At 53.5% G+C, this 19,078-nt stretch carries 17 protein-coding genes; 13 read left to right on the top strand and 4 right to left on the bottom strand.

Features of this window, described 5'->3' with window-relative positions; translation table 11 throughout:
- Nucleotides 1-121 precede the first annotated feature (121 nt).
- On the bottom strand, nucleotides 122-1,534 hold the full coding sequence (pykF, locus tag N7268_RS22760) for a pyruvate kinase PykF (protein WP_198904362.1): 1,413 nt from the start codon (nucleotides 1,532-1,534) through the stop codon (nucleotides 122-124).
- A gap of 577 nt (nucleotides 1,535-2,111) precedes the next feature.
- Here pykF and N7268_RS22755 point away from each other — a divergent pair.
- Genes N7268_RS22755 through N7268_RS22745 form a run of 3 tightly spaced genes read left to right on the top strand, consistent with a single transcriptional unit; the run spans nucleotide 2,112 to nucleotide 4,629 of the window.
- Nucleotides 2,112-3,134 carry a methionine ABC transporter ATP-binding protein gene (locus tag N7268_RS22755; RefSeq protein WP_260864586.1) on the top strand — a complete coding sequence of 341 codons (1,023 nt, stop codon included), beginning with the start codon at nucleotides 2,112-2,114 and terminating at the stop codon, nucleotides 3,132-3,134.
- Nucleotides 3,127-3,795 (top strand): methionine ABC transporter permease, encoded by a 669-nt coding sequence (locus N7268_RS22750; RefSeq protein WP_260864585.1) that lies wholly within the window; start codon nucleotides 3,127-3,129, stop codon nucleotides 3,793-3,795. The genes N7268_RS22755 and N7268_RS22750 overlap by 8 nt, the downstream gene beginning before the upstream one ends.
- Nucleotides 3,796-3,816: 21 nt before the next feature.
- Complete coding sequence (locus N7268_RS22745; protein WP_260864584.1) at nucleotides 3,817-4,629, top strand: MetQ/NlpA family ABC transporter substrate-binding protein; 813 nt, start codon at nucleotides 3,817-3,819, stop codon at nucleotides 4,627-4,629.
- 43 nt (nucleotides 4,630-4,672) lie between these two features.
- Here N7268_RS22745 and ttrA read toward each other — a convergent pair whose 3' ends face one another.
- The 3 genes from ttrA to ttrB are packed head-to-tail and all read right to left on the bottom strand — an operon-like array spanning nucleotide 4,673 to nucleotide 9,488.
- Entirely contained in the window at nucleotides 4,673-7,738 is a 3,066-nt protein-coding gene (gene ttrA, locus N7268_RS22740; RefSeq protein ID WP_260864583.1) for a tetrathionate reductase subunit TtrA, read from the bottom strand.
- The gene (gene ttrC, locus N7268_RS22735) at nucleotides 7,731-8,753 is read right to left on the bottom strand and encodes a tetrathionate reductase subunit TtrC (RefSeq protein ID WP_260864582.1); all 1,023 of its coding nucleotides are present in this window, start codon (nucleotides 8,751-8,753) and stop codon (nucleotides 7,731-7,733) included. Before ttrC ends, ttrA begins: the two co-directional genes overlap by 8 nt.
- Complete coding sequence (ttrB, locus tag N7268_RS22730) at nucleotides 8,754-9,488, bottom strand: tetrathionate reductase subunit TtrB (RefSeq protein ID WP_313958456.1); 735 nt, start codon at nucleotides 9,486-9,488, stop codon at nucleotides 8,754-8,756. It abuts the gene before it with no gap.
- A 179-nt stretch (nucleotides 9,489-9,667) separates the two neighbouring features.
- On the opposite strand from ttrB, the gene ttrS reads away from it, so the two are divergent.
- The 10 genes from ttrS to phsC all read left to right on the top strand — a co-directional run bounded on the left by ttrS (nucleotide 9,668) and on the right by phsC (nucleotide 19,078).
- Entirely contained in the window at nucleotides 9,668-11,449 is a 1,782-nt protein-coding gene (gene ttrS / locus N7268_RS22725; RefSeq protein ID WP_260864581.1) for a tetrathionate respiration histidine kinase TtrS, read from the top strand.
- On the top strand, nucleotides 11,424-12,008 hold the full coding sequence (gene ttrR, locus N7268_RS22720) for a tetrathionate respiration response regulator TtrR (protein ID WP_260864580.1): 585 nt from the start codon (nucleotides 11,424-11,426) through the stop codon (nucleotides 12,006-12,008). Before ttrS ends, ttrR begins: the two co-directional genes overlap by 26 nt.
- A 92-nt stretch (nucleotides 12,009-12,100) precedes the next feature.
- Nucleotides 12,101-12,289, top strand: coding sequence for a fumarate hydratase FumD (gene fumD / locus N7268_RS22715; protein ID WP_260864579.1), 189 nt, complete (start codon nucleotides 12,101-12,103; stop codon nucleotides 12,287-12,289).
- A gap of 45 nt (nucleotides 12,290-12,334) precedes the next feature.
- Entirely contained in the window at nucleotides 12,335-13,315 is a 981-nt protein-coding gene (locus tag N7268_RS22710) for an IS5-like element ISKpn26 family transposase (RefSeq protein WP_000019445.1), read from the top strand.
- Nucleotides 13,297-13,482, top strand: coding sequence for a hypothetical protein (locus N7268_RS25145; protein ID WP_313958455.1), 186 nt, complete (start codon nucleotides 13,297-13,299; stop codon nucleotides 13,480-13,482). Before N7268_RS22710 ends, N7268_RS25145 begins: the two co-directional genes overlap by 19 nt.
- 543 nt (nucleotides 13,483-14,025) lie before the next feature.
- The gene (locus tag N7268_RS22705) at nucleotides 14,026-14,652 is read left to right on the top strand and encodes a ferredoxin-like protein (protein ID WP_198904353.1); all 627 of its coding nucleotides are present in this window, start codon (nucleotides 14,026-14,028) and stop codon (nucleotides 14,650-14,652) included.
- 120 nt (nucleotides 14,653-14,772) lie between these two features.
- Nucleotides 14,773-16,875 carry an aldehyde ferredoxin oxidoreductase gene (locus N7268_RS22700; RefSeq protein WP_260864578.1) on the top strand — a complete coding sequence of 701 codons (2,103 nt, stop codon included), beginning with the start codon at nucleotides 14,773-14,775 and terminating at the stop codon, nucleotides 16,873-16,875.
- Nucleotides 16,876-16,885: 10 nt separating this feature from the next.
- Nucleotides 16,886-17,563: a YdhW family putative oxidoreductase system protein gene (locus N7268_RS22695; protein ID WP_260864577.1), complete on the top strand. Its 678-nt coding sequence runs from the start codon at nucleotides 16,886-16,888 to the stop codon at nucleotides 17,561-17,563.
- A 64-nt stretch (nucleotides 17,564-17,627) separates the two neighbouring features.
- The gene (locus N7268_RS22690; protein ID WP_198904351.1) at nucleotides 17,628-18,296 is read left to right on the top strand and encodes a 4Fe-4S dicluster domain-containing protein; all 669 of its coding nucleotides are present in this window, start codon (nucleotides 17,628-17,630) and stop codon (nucleotides 18,294-18,296) included.
- Nucleotides 18,293-19,078 carry a thiosulfate reductase cytochrome B subunit gene (gene phsC, locus N7268_RS22685; RefSeq protein WP_260864576.1) on the top strand — a complete coding sequence of 262 codons (786 nt, stop codon included), beginning with the start codon at nucleotides 18,293-18,295 and terminating at the stop codon, nucleotides 19,076-19,078. The genes N7268_RS22690 and phsC overlap by 4 nt, the downstream gene beginning before the upstream one ends.

Here is a 19,078-nt window from a genome sequence, read left to right as displayed (position 1 = left end):
TAGATAATCTTTGATTAGATAGTGAAATCCGATTTGATTTTTTATTAATCGTGGTTATCGGAAAAATAAAAAAAGCGCCACAAGGGCGCTTTTTTAAGCAAATTAATTCACGTCGGAATTATTACAGCACGTGAACAGAGGCCGTATTGGTGGTGCCGCTCGGTACCAGTGCGCCAGAAACCATAACAACAACGTCACCTTTCTGTGCCAGACCGCTTTCTACAGCGACTTCTTTACCCAGACGGTAGAAATCATCGGTAGAGCTGATTTCTTTGACAACCTGAGCCACAACGCCTTTGCTCAGCACCAGCTGACGGGCAGTGGTTTCGTTGGTGGTCAGCGCCAGAATGGTCGCATCCGGGAAGTATTTACGCACTGCACGAGCAGATTTACCGCCCTGGGTCGCAACCACGATCAGCGGAGCGTCCAGTTTCTCAGCAGTTTCAACCGCGCCACGGCACACCGCTTCGGTGATACGCAGTTTGCGGCTGTCGTTGTTGAAGTCCAGACGGCTGGTCATCACGCGGTCAGTACGTTCGCAGATGGTCGCCATGATGGTAACGGCTTCCAGCGGGTATTTACCTTTTGCGGATTCGCCAGACAGCATAACGGCATCGGTACCGTCGAGGATGGCGTTCGCCACGTCGCCAGCTTCAGCGCGGGTCGGACGCGGGTTTTTGATCATGGAGTCCAGCATCTGGGTCGCAGTGATTACCACTTTGCGCGCACGAATACATTTTTCGATGATCATCTTCTGCGCGAAGATAACTTCTTCAACCGGGATCTCAACACCCATGTCGCCACGAGCAACCATGATGCCGTCAGACGCTTCGAGGATTTCGTCGAAGTTGTTCAGGCCTTCCTGGTTTTCGATTTTGGAGATGATCTGAATGTTTTCGCCGCCGTTAGCTTTCAGGTGCTCACGGATTTCGATGACGTCAGAACGTTTACGGATAAAGGACGCAGCAACGAAGTCAACGCCTTGTTCGCAACCGAAGATCAGGTCTTGTTTGTCTTTCTCAGCCAGTGCAGGCAGCGCGATGGAAACGCCCGGCAGGTTAACGCCTTTGTTTTCGCCCAGGTCGCCGTTGTTCAGCACTTTACAGATAACTTTGTTACCTTCGATAGCGGTAACTTCCATGCCGATCAGGCCATCGTCAACCAGAACGGTGTTACCAACGGACAGGTCTTTGGTGAAGCCTTCGTAAGTGACAGCAACGATTTCGCTGTTACCGACAACAGATTTGTCAGTGGTGAAAGTGAAGGTCTGGCCCGCTTTCAGAGAAACGTCGTTACCGCCTTCCAGTTTAATGGTACGGATTTCCGGACCTTTGGTGTCGAGCAGAATGGCCGCTTTTTTGCCGGTCTTGCTCATCACGTTGCGCAAGTTCTGGATGCGCTGACCGTGTTCTGCGTAGTCGCCGTGGGAGAAGTTCAGACGCATGACGTTCATGCCAGCGTCCAGCATTTTGGTCAACATCTCTTCGGATTCGGTTTTCGGACCGATGGTGCAAACAATTTTCGTCTTTTTCATGACAGTCTTAGTCTTTAAGTTGAGAAGGATATGGAAATCTGGCCTCCACCGCGCACGGATGGAAAGCTAAACCTGAGTTACGAAAGTTGTGATGCCTCGCTCTAAGAATAGGTGACTTCGAAAGAGCGTGCAGAGGAATGTGTGCTTGCGTTTCAGCCCAACGGGAAGGTGAGTTTTGTAGTCGTTGAGTTTTACAGGTCAATGTGCTGAAACCATTCAAGAGACAATTGGCGCGCATTATACGCTGAAATTTATCAAAAAGGAAAATGGAAACAGCGTTTCAAAAGAGTTCTGTGCAGTTTCATAAGAAATATTCACGAATTTGTGCATCGGTATGGATAAAGCGGTCGTGCGCAGTCGAGGCATGTTGCGCAACAAACAGTCGTTACCCTTTCAGCAGCGGTCAATAGGCGTGTGACGACGGTGAAAAAAATAATATTTCTAAAAGTTATATCAAATTCATTTTAATTCATTCTAAAAATATATCTTCACTATTACACTCGTTTAGACATCCATACTGCTAAACAGCGAAGGCGCTAGCAGGATAACTATAAGCAGCAGCGGATACCTAAACGACATGATTGTCCTGAAAAATATTTCGAAAGTGTTTACGCCAGGCAGGCTTGCTATTACCGCTGTCGATAACGTCAACCTGACGGTTGAACAGGGACAGATTTACGGAATTATTGGCTACAGTGGTGCCGGAAAAAGCACCTTGATTCGCCTGCTCAATGGCCTTGAAAAGCCGACCGCCGGCAGTGTGATGATCAACGGCCATGACATTTCTGCTGCACAGGGTGAATCATTGCGTCAGGCGCGGCTGAAAATTAGCATGGTATTTCAGCACTTCAATTTATTGTGGTCGCGGACCGTTCGCGAAAACATCGCGTTCTCAATGCAAATCGCCGGTGCCCCGAAAGCCGCTATCAAGGCGCGGGTGGCCGAATTGATTACGCTGGTAGGGCTGACGGGGCGCGAAAACGCATATCCGTCGCAACTTAGCGGGGGTCAAAAACAGCGCGTGGGGATTGCCCGCGCGCTGGCGAATAACCCGGACGTGCTGTTATGTGACGAAGCCACATCGGCACTGGATCCGCAAACCACCGATCAGATCCTGGATTTACTGCTCGATATTAACCGCCGTTTCAAACTCACGATCGTGCTGATTACGCATGAGATGCATGTGGTACGCAAAATCTGCGATCGGGTGGCCGTGATGGAAAACGGCAAGGTCGTCGAAGAAGGCGATGTGCTTAGCGTCTTTACGCATCCGCAGCAACCAATTACCCGGCAGTTTGTCCGTCAGGTGAGTCAGTATGCTGAGGAGGATGAGTTCAACCCACAGCTGGCACGCGAGCTTGGCGGCGTCGTGATCAAGTTAACCTTTACCGGAAACCGCACCCATCGACCGATTGTCGGTGAGTTGACGCTGCGCTACGGCCTGCCGTTCAACATCTTGCACGGCAAAATGACGCAGACCGCCCACGGCACATTCGGCCAGCTCTGGGTACACGTTGTCGCCAGCGAAGAACAACTCAACAATATTCTGGCCGACCTGCGCCATAACGACATTGACGGCGAGGTTATTCAACATGGCTGAAGATCTGTTTCCCCATCTGAAATGGGATCAATTGTTTGCCGCCACTCAGGAAACGCTCTACATGACGGCGCTGTCAGGCCTGGCGACGTTTGTATTGGGCATCGCCCTCGGGCTGGCGCTGTTTCTCACCGCGCGCGGCGGGCTGTTTCAGAATCGTGCGTTGTACAGCGCTATCTCGTTGGTCGTGAACATTTTTCGCTCGATCCCGTTCATCATTCTGATCGTGCTGCTGATCCCGTTTACCAAAGCAATGGTCGGCACCATTCTCGGGGCGAATGCCGCGCTGCCCGCGTTAATTGTGGGCGCCGCACCGTTTTATGCACGTCTGGTCGAAATCGCCCTGCGTGAAGTGGATAAAGGCGTCATTGAAGCGACCCGCTCGATGGGCGCACGTCTGAGCACGCTTATTTTTCGGGTTTTACTGCCTGAATCGTCACCCGCCCTGGTGTCCGGTATCACCGTGACGCTGATTGCGCTGGTTAGCTACAGCGCGATGGCGGGGGTGATCGGTGCAGGTGGTTTAGGGAATTTGGCTTACCTGGAAGGATTCCAGCGCAACCACAGCGACGTCACGCTGGTGGCGACGGTGACCATTCTTGTCATCGTTTTCATCATCCAGCTTTGCGGCGATGTGATCACCTCTCTGTTAGATAAACGCTAATAAAATACGGAAACCATCATCATGAAAAAATCGCTGACATTACTCGCCGCAGCAACACTGAGCGCCCTGAGCTTTGCTTCCTGGGCTGATACCCTGACCGTTGGCGCATCTAACGTGCCGCATGCAGAAATTCTGGAGCAGGCTAAGCCGATTCTGGCGAAGCAGGGGATCGATCTGGAGATTAAACCCTTCCAGGATTACATCCTGCCGAACACGGCACTGGCGGGTCGTGAGATTGACGCCAACTACTTCCAGCACATTCCGTATCTGAACAGTGTATTGAAAGATCATGCCGGTGATAAAACCTATGACTTCGTCAGCGCCGGGGCGATTCACATTGAGCCTATCGGCATTTACTCGAAAAAGGTGAAATCGCTCAAGGATCTGCCGGAAGGCGGCAAAGTCATCATGCGTGACGCTGTCTCAGAAGAAGGCCGTATCTTATCGATCTTCGAAAAAGAGGGGGTCATTAAACTGAAGCCTGGGGTGGATAAAGTCACTGCACGCATCAGCGACATTGTCGATAACCCGAAAAAGCTGAAGTTCCTGCCTAACGTGGAAGCGGCGCTGTTACCGCAAATGTATAACAACGACGAGGGCGACGCGGTGGTGATTAACGCCAACTACGCCATCGACGCGGGTCTCGACCCGGTTCACGATCCGATTGCCGTAGAAAGTGGTGAAAATAACCCGTATGCCAACATCATTACCGTGCATCGCGGTGATGAGAAGAAAAAGGATATTGTGGCGCTGGTTGATGTGCTGCACTCAAAAGAGATCCAGGATTGGATCCGCACTAAGTATAAAGGTGCGGTGATCCCGGTGAATAACTGACCGGGGTTGCGCCGGGCGGCAACGTCGCCGTCCGGCACACGGTTCATACTCGCTCGATTTTTGCCGGAAGTCCCTGGCGTACAGAAGCCCCTGAAACCCAATCCAGCCAGGTATTAGCGACCTGACGTGTCGGGTCCGCGAAGCCCAGATCGTTAATATTTATCCCCGATCTTATTTTGGTATCAAACGCCATCGGTTCGCCGTCGAGCGTGTGCTGCGCCGCACCCATTTCTTTATGCCCATAGCCATGTTCAATGGCAATCACGCCCGGCATGACACCGCTAAGCAGACTGATCTGCGCCTGCGCGTGTCCTCCCGGTGTGGTGATCCGCACGATATCGCCGTGAGACACGCCATAACGCCGACCATCTTCCGGGTTGATCGCCACCAAATTGACCGGTTTAAGATGATGCAGACGCGGGATCACCGCCGTGGCGCTGGACATGGTATTGGATTTAAAGGAAATCAGCTTCAGCGGCCACTCCTGAACGGGGAACAACTCATCCACTGAACGCCCGTCACTGAGGCGTGCAGGATACCAGGCCGGACAGCCGCTGTAGCGCTCACCGGTAATCGCATGACGATGTGCCGCGACGTCAGCATTCCAGATTTGTAGCGGTTTTTCCCACGCATTGCCGACACGGTCATCGGCCCGACCGCTCTTGTCCGGGGCAAAACGACCGCCGCGTGAGTAGATAAAGGCGACACGGCTGACTTCATCGGCTTTCAGCGTTTGCGTTAATACAGGCATGATCCGCTGTACGCCAGTCAGAGCGATATCTTCCGCTGTGGCTTGCGCGACCGGCGCTTTCCCCATAAAAGCAATGTTAGCGGCGATTCTGAGGTAGTAATCTTCGGCGCGGTTTAGCGGATACTGATTGCCTTGCGGGTCGGAAATGGCACTGTCGCCAAAGCCAGGCAACCCGATGCGCTTCGCCACAGCGATACAGAAAGACTCCATCGATGCGGGTTGCCCTTCAGCCGTCTTGCTGGTGGTCGATGCCACTACCGGCCAGCGTGCGGTGGTGGCTTTGCTGGCAACACCCGCCCATGGCGCGCTGAATCCCCAGCTTTCGAAATTATGGGTATCTGGTACGATATAGTCCGCCAGCGCCGTGGTTTCGTTCATGAACGCATCGATCGCGATAAACAGCGGAAGCCGGGACGGATCTTTCAGCTTTTCTTCCGCCACGCCGCGCAGACCTGCAACACCATAGAACGGGTTGGTCATGTTGGAGATCCACGCTTTCAGCGGATAAGGGTAACCTTCAAGGGCAGAAGTGAGCAGTTCGGTAAGCTGGCCTGCCACAAACGGGTACCACGGTGCTTTCGCCGGGAAGGGGGATTGTCCGGCAGCCACCTTATTACGGTACTCTTCAGAGGACTCGTAGGCTGTTTTACTGCGGGCGATGCTTAATCCTTTGGGTTTAATTTTTCCGGCGAAGCTGTCCATGTTGTAGCGTGGGCCATCGGTCGCGCCATTGAATTTACCGCCGCCGACAAAAACACCGCCTTCCAGGCTGAGATTGCCAATCAGCGCATTCAGCATCATTACCGCCCAGGCGTTATAAAACCCATTGCCTGCCATCATCCCTCCGTGGGTGATCACCGCAGCTTTACGTCCATGACGGGTAAACGCGTCGGCCAGCTTGCCTATTTGTGCTTCGGGTACACCGCATTGCTCACTGTAGTGAGCCATTGAGCGTTTCTCTGCCGACTCTTTCAGGCACTGAAACGCGCTTTTTACTGTGACTGTTTGTCCGTCAGCCAGCGTAACCTGACGCGTGACAAACAGCTGCGCGTGCTGACACGTGCTGGCGGCCACACATTCTCCGGCGTCGTTAACCACCATCGGCTCACTCGGCGCGTCTGGATGCAGATGCGCGAGGGTTAAATGCTGTCCGGCAAGCGTCGGGATCTCATCGGTGATCACCAGATGCGTAGCATTGGTCCAGCTTTTTTCCCCGGCTTGCTGCATGGCCTGTACGCCGGGAATCGCAAGGTAACCGGCGTTGTAACGCTGATTGTCTATAATCCAGCGGATCATCCCCATTGCCAGCGCGGAGTCGCTTCCCGGACGTACCGGCTGCCAGTGTCCACGGTCATCAGCCAGTACCGTGGTTAGGGGCAGCGCTGGCGCCACCACGACATAGCGGAAGTCATCGCGCAGGCGGGCGCTGGCAAGCTGGCGAGCCTGACGCTTAAAAGGGTTGCCGGACTGCGCCGGTGAGGTGCCCATAAACAGCGCGAACTCGACATTTTCCCAGTCAGGTTTGACGTGGGTGTTTTTATCCAGATCCCCCATCAATGCGCCAGAACCGGCCCGATACGCCAGCCCACAATAAGCACCATGCGCACCGAAGTTTTTGCTGCCGAAACTGTTCAGAGCAAAGCGGCGTATAAACGTATCGCGCCCCTCATCGCTGGTATTGGTGACCAGTAGCTGATTGGATTTTGGCCCAAAACCAGGGTGTTTGGCATCGAGTGGCGTGTGGGGATCGTATATTGCCCGCAGGCCGTCAACGTGACCCTCGCCAAACAGATCGCCGCCTTCGACGACCTCTTTGATCAGTTGTTCAAAACTGATGCGCTGCCATTTTCCTTCGCCACGCTTACCGACACGCTTCATTGGTTCAAGGATACGCAGCGGGCTGTAGAGCCCTTCGAGTAACGTTGCGCCACGGGCGCAGGCAGTAGAGCGCGCATCAAGACCGGTTTCACCCGCCAGTTGTTCCATGGCGCTGGCAAAGGGAACGGAGGTGTCAATGGGGTGTTCGTGTGACAACGGATGATAGGGGTTGCCCGCAATACGCAGCACTTTGCCTTTTTCGCTGTCAACGCGCACCCGTATGCCACACTGTGTCCAGCAGCCGAAACATTGCGTCATGGAGATAACCTGCTGCGGGTTTTGCTGCCATTGCGGGCGGGCATTGGCTTCGGGGAGGAGGGCGTTGCCCACGATACGGTCACGGGTAATCTTGCCGGAAGACCCATCAAGCAAACCGTCAATTGCACGTTTTGCTACGTCCCGATAACTCAGCCCAAAGGTCACCATTCCCCCCACAGCGAGACCGACTTTAAGCCACTGACGACGGGTTAAATTAGCCATGTTGTATTCTCCTTGCGATCGCGTTCAGGGCTTCACGAACAATAATGATGAGCGCTATCCACAGGCCAAAGGTGCCAAGGATGGCCAGCCAGCCATCCGTGCCGCCGGGCAGGGAATAGGGATTAAACTGCGCGTTAAATTTAGGGAGGGTTTGTGCCTGAATCAGCAACGTCCAGCGCATTAGCCAGCACAGCGCCATGGCGCTGACGGCCAGCAGAATGCGCAGCGGCAGCGACAGAGGATGACGTACTATCAGCCCACAAAGACCCAGGGAAATGACCCAGAGTGCCGCCCAGGCGATGGCGTAGTGCCGCGCGGAAGAGGCGACATCTAACCACTGGCGAATAGCCGATCCTGACAGCGTATTGCCGCTTACCCAGATAACCACCACGATGGCCAGCGCAACCAATGTCACCCTCTGCCCCCACGCCAGTTTGCGCAGTAATGCCTGCTCGCTTTTTGAGGCGGCGACCAGCAGGGCAAAGAACGTCTGTAGTGCGCTCAGGAACATGGCGACCGGGAAGGCGTAGCTGAACCAGACAGGGCGCGCCTGCACGATGGAAACTTCACGACCGGTATACACCAGCAGCCCGACGGCGCTGAGCGCACTGCCCACGGCCAACCATTTTGTGACGCTGTAACTTTTATGTGTGAAGTGTTTAACGTGCTGCGCCAAAAACCACAGTCCGAGAAATCCTGTGAACAGGGGTAAAAACAACGCCCCCCACGGCATCCATGACCAGGGAGTTGGATAAGCGTAGAAATGCCAGACGCGGGCGGTCTGATGTAAATCCGCCGTGAGCGCCAGCGGAGCCGTGATCGCGCAGGTCAGGGCGATCAACAGCGTGAGGTTCTCTAATTCCGGCATCGCTTTTCTGCGCCAGTGAAGCACACAGGCGAACAGTGCGGCGCAGGCGGCAATCCCGATAAAAAAGAAATATTGTACCGCCCAGGGGAGCCAGCTTACGTCCTGCGGACGCGCAAGAACCTCTTCGATAATCAGTGAGTGGGTCATTTAAACCTCCTGCCAGAGAGCGGGTTGAGCACGTCCCATTAATGGAGTAACAAACGCGTCATCCAGTCCCAGGTAGAACACATGTGGCGAGGTGCCGTTTTCGGGTTTCAGGACTCTGATGGCGTCATGGTGCTCATGCAGCATTTGTGAGATTCGGCTGTGTGGGTCTTTCAGATCGCCAATGATTCGCGCGCCGCCGACGCAGGATTCCACGCAGGCGGGGAGCAATCCGGCCTCCAGTCGATGGACGCAAAACGTACATTTATCGGCGGTTTGCGTTTCATGGTTGATAAACCGCGCATCGTAAGGACAAGCCTGCACACAGTACGCGCAGCCAACGCAGCGGGTGTTATCGATAACGACAATGCCATCTTCGCGCTGGAAGGTGGCTTGTACCGGGCAAACCGGAACGCAGGGGGGATTATCGCAATGGTTACACAGGCGCGGCAGCAGGACGTTGGTCACGCTTTGCTGACCTTCAAGCTGCACCTGATACTGGTTGACGTGGGTACGAAACTCGCCCTGGGGCGTCTGGTTTTCAATCGCACAACTGACGGTACAGGCCTGGCAACCAATGCAGCGCCGCAGGTCAACTAACATGCCGTAGCGGTGTTGGGGTGAGCCTTCATGTCGTTCAGGCGAGAAGGGAAATTGCGCCTGAGCCAGGGGTACCAGTGATGCGCCAGTGGTCAGGACGCCCAGTTGCTGGAGAAACTGCCGTTTACTGCTGTCCATATTTTCTCCCGTCACGATGCAACAACGAAACATTGGTCACGCCGTTGGTTTGCGTATGATGAATAAAGAATGTTGATGATTTACAGTGTAAAAATCGCGGCGGGGGGAGCTCTATTGTGGTTAACCACATACCCGGCTTGTTGTTGATCTAAAACAACATAAATGACAGGGATAATTCAGTGAGATGCAATGTCGTAAGAGGCCTGATGGTGCTGGCATCGATATGGATGCTGAGCAGTACAGCCTGGGCGCAGACATGGAACATTGGCGTTCTGGCTATGCGTGGAGAGGTTTCCACCCGCAACCACTGGCAGCCGCTGGAAACCATGCTGAATCAGCAAATTCCCGGTGAGCAGTTTCATATTCAACCGCTGGATCTGCATCAGATGCAGGATGCGGTCAACCGTGGCACGGTGCAGTTTGTGGTGACCAACCCGGCGCAGTTTGTGCAGCTCAACAGCCGTTCTGCGCTACGCTGGCTGGCGTCATTGCGCTCTACCCGCGGAGGGAAAGCCACCAGCAATGTGATTGGCAGCGCGATCCTCGTCAGGCGTGACAGTGGCATAACGTCCCCACACGATCTGATCGGCAAAACCGTGGGTGCGATTGATCCCCAGGCATTTGGCGGCTATTTGCTGGGGTACAAAGCGCTCAGCGACGCCGGTTTGCGTCCTGAGCGCGATCTGCACTTGCGATTCACCGGTTTTCCTGCCGATGCCTTATTGTATTTATTACGCGAAAAAGCCGTTCAGGCGGTCATTGTGCCGGTGTGTTTACTGGAAAAAATGGACGATGAAGGGCTTCTCCACAAAACCGATTTTATGACGGTGCTCTCTCATCCGACGTCAATCCCCTGTTTAAGCAGTACGCCGCTTTATCCCGACTGGTCGTTTGCGGCGTTGCCCGAGGTGAGCGATGAACTGGCCGATCGTGTCACGCGAGTCCTGTTTAACGCGCCGCAAAGTGCCGCTTTCCGCTGGGGTGCGCCTGCCTCGACCCGTGAGGTAGAAACGTTGCTACGCGACGTGCGTCAGCATCCGCAGCAGCGCCACTTGTGGCTGGATGTCAAAAGCTGGTTTATTCAACATCAGTTGGCAATGGGTGCCGTGGTTGTGGTGCTGCTGGTACTCGCGCTTAATTATATCTGGGTCATGCTGCTGGTTCGCCGCCGTGGTAGGGAACTGGAGCGTAACAGCGTGTTATTGCGCAAACAGGAGCAGGCGCTGGAAACGGCCCGGCAAATGAGCGTCCTCGGCGAGATGACATCCGGGTTTGCCCATGAACTCAACCAGCCGCTCTCGGCCATCCGTCACTATGCGCAAGGCAGCCTGATCCGCCTGCGCGGCCAGGACCCGCAGCATGCACTGATACCCGCACTGGAACAGATTGATGCTCAGGCGCAGCGGGGAGCCGATACGTTGCGCAATCTGCGTCTGTGGGTCAGTCAGGCACAGGGAAATCCGGTGATGGCCGATGACTGGAAACCGATTAACGTTCAGGACGCTATCCACCACGTCTGGCAATTATTGCGGATGGCGCAACAATTCCCGGACGTGTCGTTACAAACGAAGATCAGCAATACGCTGACAGTGACATTACCGACTGTACTGCTTGAACAGGTGCTGGCGAATCTGGTGCTCAACGCCGCGCAGGCAGGCGCAAAAACCGTGTGGGTGACGGCGCAGCGTGAGGACAATGGTGTGCGCATTTGGGTGCAGGATAACGCGGGGGGCATAGATGAAGCCCAGCTCTATCAGGCGTTCCAGCCTTTTATGACGACGCGTAAAGAGGGGATGGGACTGGGGCTGGCGATTTGTCAGCGGCTGGTTCGCTATGGGGGGGGCGAGATTACGCTCAAAAACCAGGTCGCGCCTGACGGTCAGGCGGGTGCCGTGGTGACATTACAATTTAAACCGATACAGAAAGGGGACCGTTGTGGCGATAATTCATCTGCTGGATGACGATGTTGCCGTCACTCAGGCCTGTGCATTTTTGCTGGAAAGTCTGGGATACGACGTTCGATGCTGGGATCAGGGCGAAACGTTTCTGACTCAGGCTGACCTGCATCAGGAAGGCGTGTTGCTGCTGGATATGCGGATGCCGGTACTGGATGGACACGGTGTGCACGAGGCGTTGAGGCAATGCGAAAGTACGCTGGCAGTCGTGTTCCTCACCGGGCATGGTGATGTGCCGATGGCGGTGGAGCAAATGAAGCGCGGCGCGGTCGATTTTCTGCAAAAGCCGGTTTCAGCTGAACCACTGCAAAGCGCACTGGAGCGCGCATTGCGGGTCTCCGCAGCGGCCTTCTCGCGACACGAAATTGTGGCCTGCTATCAACAGCTCACCCCTAAAGAGCGGGAACTGGCAAATCTGGTCGCAACAGGATTAATGAACCGGGAAATCGCGGATGCGATGAATATTGCCGTGCGAACGGTTGAGGTTCATCGGGCAAGGGTGATGGAAAAAATGCAGGCCGGGAGTCTGGCTGAACTGGTTAACCGTCTGCAACGCGTGCTCTAGATTGATGACATTTCATTGATTTTCATTGATTTTTGTTAAATTCATCAGAGTGATATATGCTGTTAGCTTGATTCAATGACGAGCGGGCAAATATGGGAAATCAGACCAAAGACGACGAGCTGTACCGCGAGATGTGCAGAGTAGTCGGGAAAGTAGTGCTGGAAATGCGCGATCTGGGACAAGAGCCTAAGCATATTGTCATTGCTGGTGTACTGAGAACGACCCTCGCCAATCAACGCGTAAAGCGCAGTGAGTTAGGGAAGGTGCGAACAAGTTCCTGATATGAGATCATCATATTCATCCGGAGCGCATCCCAGAGGGACATCATGAGCCATCAACTCACCTTCGCCGATAGTGAATTCAGCACTAAGCGCCGTCAGACCCGAAAAGAGATTTTCCTCTCCCGCATGGAGCAGATTCTGCCATGGCAGAATATGACCGCTGTCATCGAGCCGTTTTATCCCAAGGCGGGCAATGGCCGACGGCCCTATCCGCTGGAGACCATGCTGCGTATTCACTGCATGCAGCATTGGTACAACCTGAGCGACGGTGCCATGGAAGATGCCCTGTACGAAATCGCCTCCATGCGCCTGTTTGCCCGATTATCCCTGGATAGCGCCCTGCCGGATCGCACCACCATCATGAATTTCCGCCACCTGCTCGAGCAGCATCAACTGGCCCGTCAATTGTTCAAGACCATCAATCGCTGGCTGGCCGAAGCAGGCGTCATGATGACCCAAGGCACTTTGGTGGATGCCACCATCATTGAGGCACCCAGCTCTACCAAGAACAAAGAGCAGCAACGCGATCCGGAGATGCATCAGACCAAGAAAGGCAATCAGTGGCACTTTGGCATGAAGGCCCACATTGGTGTCGATGCCAAGAGTGGCCTGACCCACAGCCTAGTCACCACCGCGGCCAACGAGCATGACCTCAATCAGCTGGGTAATCTGCTTCATGGAGAGGAGCAATTTGTCTCAGCCGATGCCGGCTACCAAGGAGCGCCACAGCGCGAGGAGCTGGCCGAGGTGGATGTGGACTGGCTGATCGCCGAGCGTCCCGGCAAGGTAAAAACCTTGAAGCAGCATCCGCGCAAGAACAAAACGGCCATCAACATCGAATACATGAAAGCCAGCATCCGTGCCAGGGTGGAGCACCCGTTTCGCATCATCAAGCGGCAGTTCGGCTTCGTGAAAGCCAGATACAAAGGGCTGCTGAAAAACGATAACCAACTGGCGATGTTATTCACCCTGGCCAACCTGTTTCGGGTGGACCAAATGATACGTCAGTGGGAGAGATCTCAGTAAAAACCGGAAATAACGCCAGAAATGGTGGAAAAAATAGCCTAAATAGGCTGATTCGATGTGTTTGCGGGAAAAAAATCGGCCCAGATCCGCGAAATTTTAATCAGCGAGTCAGCTTGGGAAGAAATGACCTGCTTATTCGCACCTTCCTTAGAAAAACAGGCCATTGAGACAGTCATCAAAGCGCTGGCCGGTTAATCCACATAAGAGGGCGGTGAAGCATATTTACCGCCCTCTTATTAAGTCATGGTGTAACGCGTTTTCTGTTGAAAATAATAACCTAAAGAAAATTTCCCAACTCGTTATATATTTAAGAATACATCGATCGCAATATATATCCATATTTGGAAGTCGCTTCACAAATATCTGCAACGCAGATGAAATGCTATTTCAAGTCGCTTGAATGATAATAACTATCACTCCGCATTAATTATTCCTCTTCCGTTTTTTAATTGATAACGATCAAGGTTAAGGGGGGTGAATAACCACATTATTTATTCGCCTAACCCTAAAGGATTATGCCCATCATGCAGCTCGAATTATTTTAGAGCAGAGATTGGTTCAGTTTAACCGCCGTCATTTATGCGATCAGGTTAGGGCAAAAAATCACGTGTTGTTGGCAACATAAGTGGCCCAATATGGCCTGACCCGCGCTCATCAATTTAGCCTGGACGTGTTGCTGCTACTGCGTTTGCGAAGAGGATGCGAAATAAATGAACCAGGTTGATCGTCCATTTTTAGATTGTGGTTTAACGCGGCTTGAATTTTTGCGTATATCAGGAAAGGGTCTGGCGGGATTAACCATTGCCCCTGCGCTGTTATCGCTTTTTGGTTGCAAGCAGGAAGATGTTGATAACGGTACCGTGGGGCTTATCAATACACCGAAAGGGGTGCTGGTGACTCAGCGAGCCCGCTGTACGGGATGCCACCGCTGTGAAATTTCCTGTACGAATTATAACGATGGCGCAGTGGGTACGTTCTTTTCCCGCATAAAAATCCATCGCAATTTCTTCTTTGGCGACAATGGCGTAGGGTCGGGCGGCGGCCTGTATGGCGATTTAAACTACACCGCCGATACCTGCCGTCAGTGCAAAGACCCGCAATGTATGAAAGTCTGCCCGATTGGCGCCATTACCTGGAAACAGGAAGACGGTTGCATTGCCGTTGATCACAAACGCTGTATCGGCTGTAGCGCCTGTACCACGGCCTGCCCGTGGATGATGGCAACCGTCAATACCGAAACCAAAAAATCCTCAAAATGTGTTTTATGCGGTGAATGCGCTAATGCGTGCCCCACTGGCGCATTAAAAATTATCGAGTGGAAAGATATTACTGTTTGATGGATCGCAGGCACGTCTGATACGCGTCATTAATTGCCGAAACTATTGCAGTTTTGAATAAAAAAGCTGCCTGAAAGGTGACGGGTATATCTATCGAACCTTCTTGCAAAGGAAAACATGATGGCTAATGGCTGGACAGGTAATATTTTACGGGTCAATCTCACAACGGGGAATATCACCGTAGAAGATTCCAGTAAATTTAAAAAATTTGTCGGTGGGATGGGCTTTGGTTATAAAATTATGTACGACGAAGTCCCGCCTGGCACCAAACCTTTTGATGAAGGTAATAAACTGGTTTTCGCCACCGGGCCATTAACCGGATCTGGCGCACCCTGCAGCTCTCGCGTCAATATCACCTCCTTATCGACCTTTACCAAAGGCAATTTAGTGGTTGATGCCCATATGGGCGGATTCTTCGCGGCGCAAATGAAATTTGCCGGTTACGACGCCATTATTATCGAAGGCAAGTCGCCATCACCGGTGTGGATCAATATTAAAGATGACAACGTCAGCATCGAAAAAGCCGATTTCCTGTGGGGCAAGGGGACGCGCGCGACGACCGAAGAAATCTGTCGCGTAACCAGCCCGGAAACGTGCGTTGCGGCCATCGGCCAGGCGGGTGAAAACCTGGTGCCGCTTTCGTGCATGTTAAACAGCCGTAACCACAGCGGCGGGGCGGGCACCGGTGCGGTGATGGGTTCGAAGAACCTGAAAGCCATTGCCGTTGAAGGGACAAAAGGGGTCAACATCGCCGATCGCAAAGAGATGAAGCGGCTGAATGACTACATGATGACCGAGCTTATCGGTGCGAATAACAACCATGTTGTGCCGAGCACACCGCAGGCATGGGCTGAGTACTCCTCTCCAAATTCACGCTGGACTGCGCGTAAAGGGCTGTTCTGGGGGGCGGCGGAAGGGGGACCGATCGAAACAGGGGAAATCCCGCCGGGCAACCAGAATACCGTCGGTTACCGTACCTATAAATCGGTGTTTGATCTCGGTCCTGCCGCTGAAAAATACACGGTAAAAATGAGTGGCTGCCATTCGTGTCCGATCCGCTGTATGTCTCAGCTCAATGTCCCGCGGGTAAAAGACTTTGGCGTCCCCAGTACCGGGGGTAACACCTGCGTGGCGAACTTTGTGCACACCACGATTTTCCCGCATGGCCCGAAAGATTTTGACGACAAGGACGACGGGCGTGTCGTGGGCAACTTGATTGGTCTGAACCTGTTTGATGATTACGGTATCTGGTGTAACTACGGGCAATTACATCGTGACTTCACCTACTGCTACTCCAAAGGCGTCTTTAAACGCGTACTCCCGGCGGAAGAATATGCGCAGATCCGTTGGGATCAGCTGGAAGCAGGCGATCCTAACTTTATCAAAGACTTTTACTACCGACTGGCGCATCGCGTGGGTGAATTAAGCCACCTTGCGGATGGCTCTTATGCCATTGCTGAGCGCTGGAATTTGGGTGAAGAGTACTGGAGTTACGAGAAGAACAAACTGTGGTCACCGTTTGGCTTCCCTGTTCACCATGCGAACGAAGCGTCAGCGCAGGTTGGTGCGATTACCAACTGCATGTTTAACCGTGACTGCATGACGCACACCCATATCAACTTTATTGGCTCCGGCTTGCCGCTGAAACTCCAGCGGGAAGTGGCAGGCGAACTGTTTGGTTCACAAGATGCTTACGACGAAACGAAAAACTATACCCCCATCAACGCCGCCAAAATCAAATATGCCAAATGGACGCTGCTGAAAGTCTGTCTGCATAACGCCGTGACGCTGTGTAACTGGGTCTGGCCGATGACGGTTTCACCGCTGAAAAGCCGCAACTACCGCGGTGATTTGGATCTGGAAGCAAAATTCTTCCAGGCCGTGACCGGTGATGAAACGACGCAGGCGAGTCTGGATCTGGCCGCCGAGCGCATCTTTACGCTGCATCGTGCCTACACGGTAAAACTGATGCAAACCAAGGATATGCGCAACGAACACGATCTGATCTGCTCCTGGGTCTTTGACAAAGATCCTAAGATCCCTGTTTTCACCGAAGGGACCGACAAGATGGACAGGGAAGATATGCGCCAGTCGCTGACGTTGTTCTATCAGGAAATGGGTTGGGATCCAGAGCTGGGTTGCCCCACTCGCGAAACCCTGAATCGACTCGGTCTTGAGGATGTGGCAGCCGACCTGGCTGCGCAGAATCTGTTGCCGGCGTAAGGAAGGCGAGATGACTAACGTGAGCAACGTTCTGACCTCTGACACGGACGCGCCTGACGCGCTGCCTGACGAGGTTGACGGCCAAAAGAGACAGTGGCTACACGCGTTGCACCAGCCTGTAGAACGCGTCAATGCGCCGCAGGTTCAGGAACCCGCTACCCCGGAGTCCATTATGGCGGATTTTATCCGCCAGCATTCGGCATCGGGACAGTTGGTAGCGCGTAGCGTGTTTCTGCAGCCACCTTACTCGGTGCCTGAAACTGACCTGACGACGCTGCTGGAGGCGATGCTTCAGAACGACGCTGCGCAGGATATCGCCTGCGTGCAGGGCGCGGAAGAGGCGTATTTCTATTCGACGCAAACCATGACGGCCAATTACGCCAGCATGTGTATGCAAGTGGTGGAAAACGATATCTGTCGTGCTATCGCGGAGGCGGTGCGTTTTGACTGCCGCACCTACCCGCGTCCCTATAAGACCGCGTTGCTGGAACAACCTCCGTATTGCTTTGAACCTCAGCAAGTCGCGGCGGCGCTCACGGCGATGGAAACGCATCCTGATTACGCAGACATACGCACCGTGGAAGCGTCGAACGACGAACCTTATCTGTTCAGCGAGCGCTTTATGAGCTTCGGCAAAGCGTACGGTCTGTGCGAATGGCTTGAGGTTGAGCAGTACCAGAACCCCTGAATTCTTCAGGTTGATGTCATGGAACGTGTGGACGATCACTGTCACAGCATTAGAGGATAATCCGATGTCCTTCACCCGACGAAAATTTGTCATAGGCATGGGGACGGTGATCTTTTTCACCGGCCCAGGTCAAAATCTGTTAGCCAGTACGAAGACGACGAAAGACGTGCGTTACGTCATGATCCACGACGAATCACTGTGCAATGGATGTAATATTTGCACCCGCGCGTGCAGGAAGACGAACCATGTTCCTGCCCAGGGGAGCCGTTTGTCGATTGCCCATATTCCGGTATCGGATAACGACAATGAAACGCTGTATCACTACTTCCGTCAGTCCTGTCAGCATTGTGATGACGCGCCCTGTATTGACGTGTGCCCGACCGGTGCCTCCTGGCGGGACGAAAACGGGATTGTGCGGGTCAATACCGCCAACTGTATTGGATGCAGCTACTGTATTGGCGCATGTCCGTATCAGGTGCGTTACCTGAATCCGCATACCAAAGTGGCAGATAAATGTGATTTCTGTGCTGAATCCCGTCTGGCGAAAGGTTTCCCGCCGATCTGTGTGAGCGCTTGCCCTGAGCATGCGTTGATTTTTGGGCGTGAAGACAGCCCGGAAATTCAGACATGGCTGCGGGAAAACAAGTATTACGAATATCAACTTGCAGGCGCCGGGAAACCCCATCTGTATCGTCGGTTCGGTCAACATTTGATTAAGAAGGAAAATGTATGAACGCGTCGCAGAATGCCGAACAGTTTCACGCACAGCTTGCGCAGTATGTCCCCCTGTTTTCGCCAGAGTACTGGCCGGTCTGGCTGGTGATCGCCGGACTCATGTTGGTGGGGATGTGGCTGGTACTGGCGTTACACGCCATGCTGCGCTTTCGTTCCGCCAATAAGGCATCCGCAGGACACGGCGAAAAAGTGTACTTATATTCGAAGGCTGTCAGGTTGTGGCACTGGTCGAATGCGCTGTTATTTCTGCTGCTGCTTGTCAGTGGTCTGGTAAACCACTTCTCTGCGGTCAGCGTAGCGGTGATGAAAAGCTTACTGACCGTGCATGAGGTTTGCGGCTTTTTGCTGCTCGCATGCTGGGTTGGCTTTGTCCTGATCAACCTGATAGGCGGGAACGGACATCATTACATCATCAAACGGCAGGGCTGGGTCGGGCGAGCGCTAAGACAGACGCGGTTTTATCTGTTTGGCATCATGCAAGGTGAAGCCCATCCGTTCCCGGCATCAACACGTTCAAAATTCAACCCCTTACAGCAGGCGGCTTACGTCGGCGTGATGTATGGGCTGGTGCCGTTGTTGCTGATATCGGGTCTGTTATCGCTTTATCCGCAGGCGGTAGGCGATCTCTTCCCCGGCGTGCGTTACTGGCTGCTGCAGGCGCACTTTGCGCTGGCAATCGTGAGCCTGTTTTTCATTTTCGGACACCTGTATCTCTGTACCACGGGCCGTACGCCGGGTGAAACCTTCAAGTGTATGATCGATGGCTACCACCGGCATTAA

Origin of the sequence: Citrobacter sp. Marseille-Q6884, from assembly GCF_945906775.1 — a bacterium.
Lineage (GTDB): Bacteria > Pseudomonadota > Gammaproteobacteria > Enterobacterales > Enterobacteriaceae > Citrobacter.
Note: the sequence above shows the minus strand (reverse complement) of the source record. Positions and strands in the feature narration are given on the sequence as shown.

Excerpts from the sequence above, each read along its gene's own strand:
- phsC (WP_260864576.1), top strand. The coding sequence starts at position 18,293 with ATGAACGCGTCGCAGAATGCCGAACAGTTTCACGCACAGCTTGCGCAG.
- pykF (WP_198904362.1), bottom strand. The coding sequence starts at position 1,534 with ATGAAAAAGACGAAAATTGTTTGCACCATCGGTCCGAAAACCGAATCC.
- N7268_RS22745 (WP_260864584.1), top strand. The coding sequence starts at position 3,817 with ATGAAAAAATCGCTGACATTACTCGCCGCAGCAACACTGAGCGCCCTG.
- N7268_RS22750 (WP_260864585.1), top strand. The coding sequence starts at position 3,127 with ATGGCTGAAGATCTGTTTCCCCATCTGAAATGGGATCAATTGTTTGCC.
- N7268_RS22710 (WP_000019445.1), top strand. The coding sequence starts at position 12,335 with ATGAGCCATCAACTCACCTTCGCCGATAGTGAATTCAGCACTAAGCGC.
- ttrC (WP_260864582.1), bottom strand. The coding sequence starts at position 8,753 with ATGACCCACTCACTGATTATCGAAGAGGTTCTTGCGCGTCCGCAGGAC.
- N7268_RS22695 (WP_260864577.1), top strand. The coding sequence starts at position 16,886 with ATGACTAACGTGAGCAACGTTCTGACCTCTGACACGGACGCGCCTGAC.
- ttrA (WP_260864583.1), bottom strand. The coding sequence starts at position 7,738 with ATGGCTAATTTAACCCGTCGTCAGTGGCTTAAAGTCGGTCTCGCTGTG.
- fumD (WP_260864579.1), top strand. The coding sequence starts at position 12,101 with ATGGGAAATCAGACCAAAGACGACGAGCTGTACCGCGAGATGTGCAGA.
- ttrB (WP_313958456.1), bottom strand. The coding sequence starts at position 9,488 with ATGGACAGCAGTAAACGGCAGTTTCTCCAGCAACTGGGCGTCCTGACC.
- N7268_RS22705 (WP_198904353.1), top strand. The coding sequence starts at position 14,026 with ATGAACCAGGTTGATCGTCCATTTTTAGATTGTGGTTTAACGCGGCTT.
- N7268_RS22690 (WP_198904351.1), top strand. The coding sequence starts at position 17,628 with ATGTCCTTCACCCGACGAAAATTTGTCATAGGCATGGGGACGGTGATC.
- N7268_RS22700 (WP_260864578.1), top strand. The coding sequence starts at position 14,773 with ATGGCTAATGGCTGGACAGGTAATATTTTACGGGTCAATCTCACAACG.
- N7268_RS22755 (WP_260864586.1), top strand. The coding sequence starts at position 2,112 with ATGATTGTCCTGAAAAATATTTCGAAAGTGTTTACGCCAGGCAGGCTT.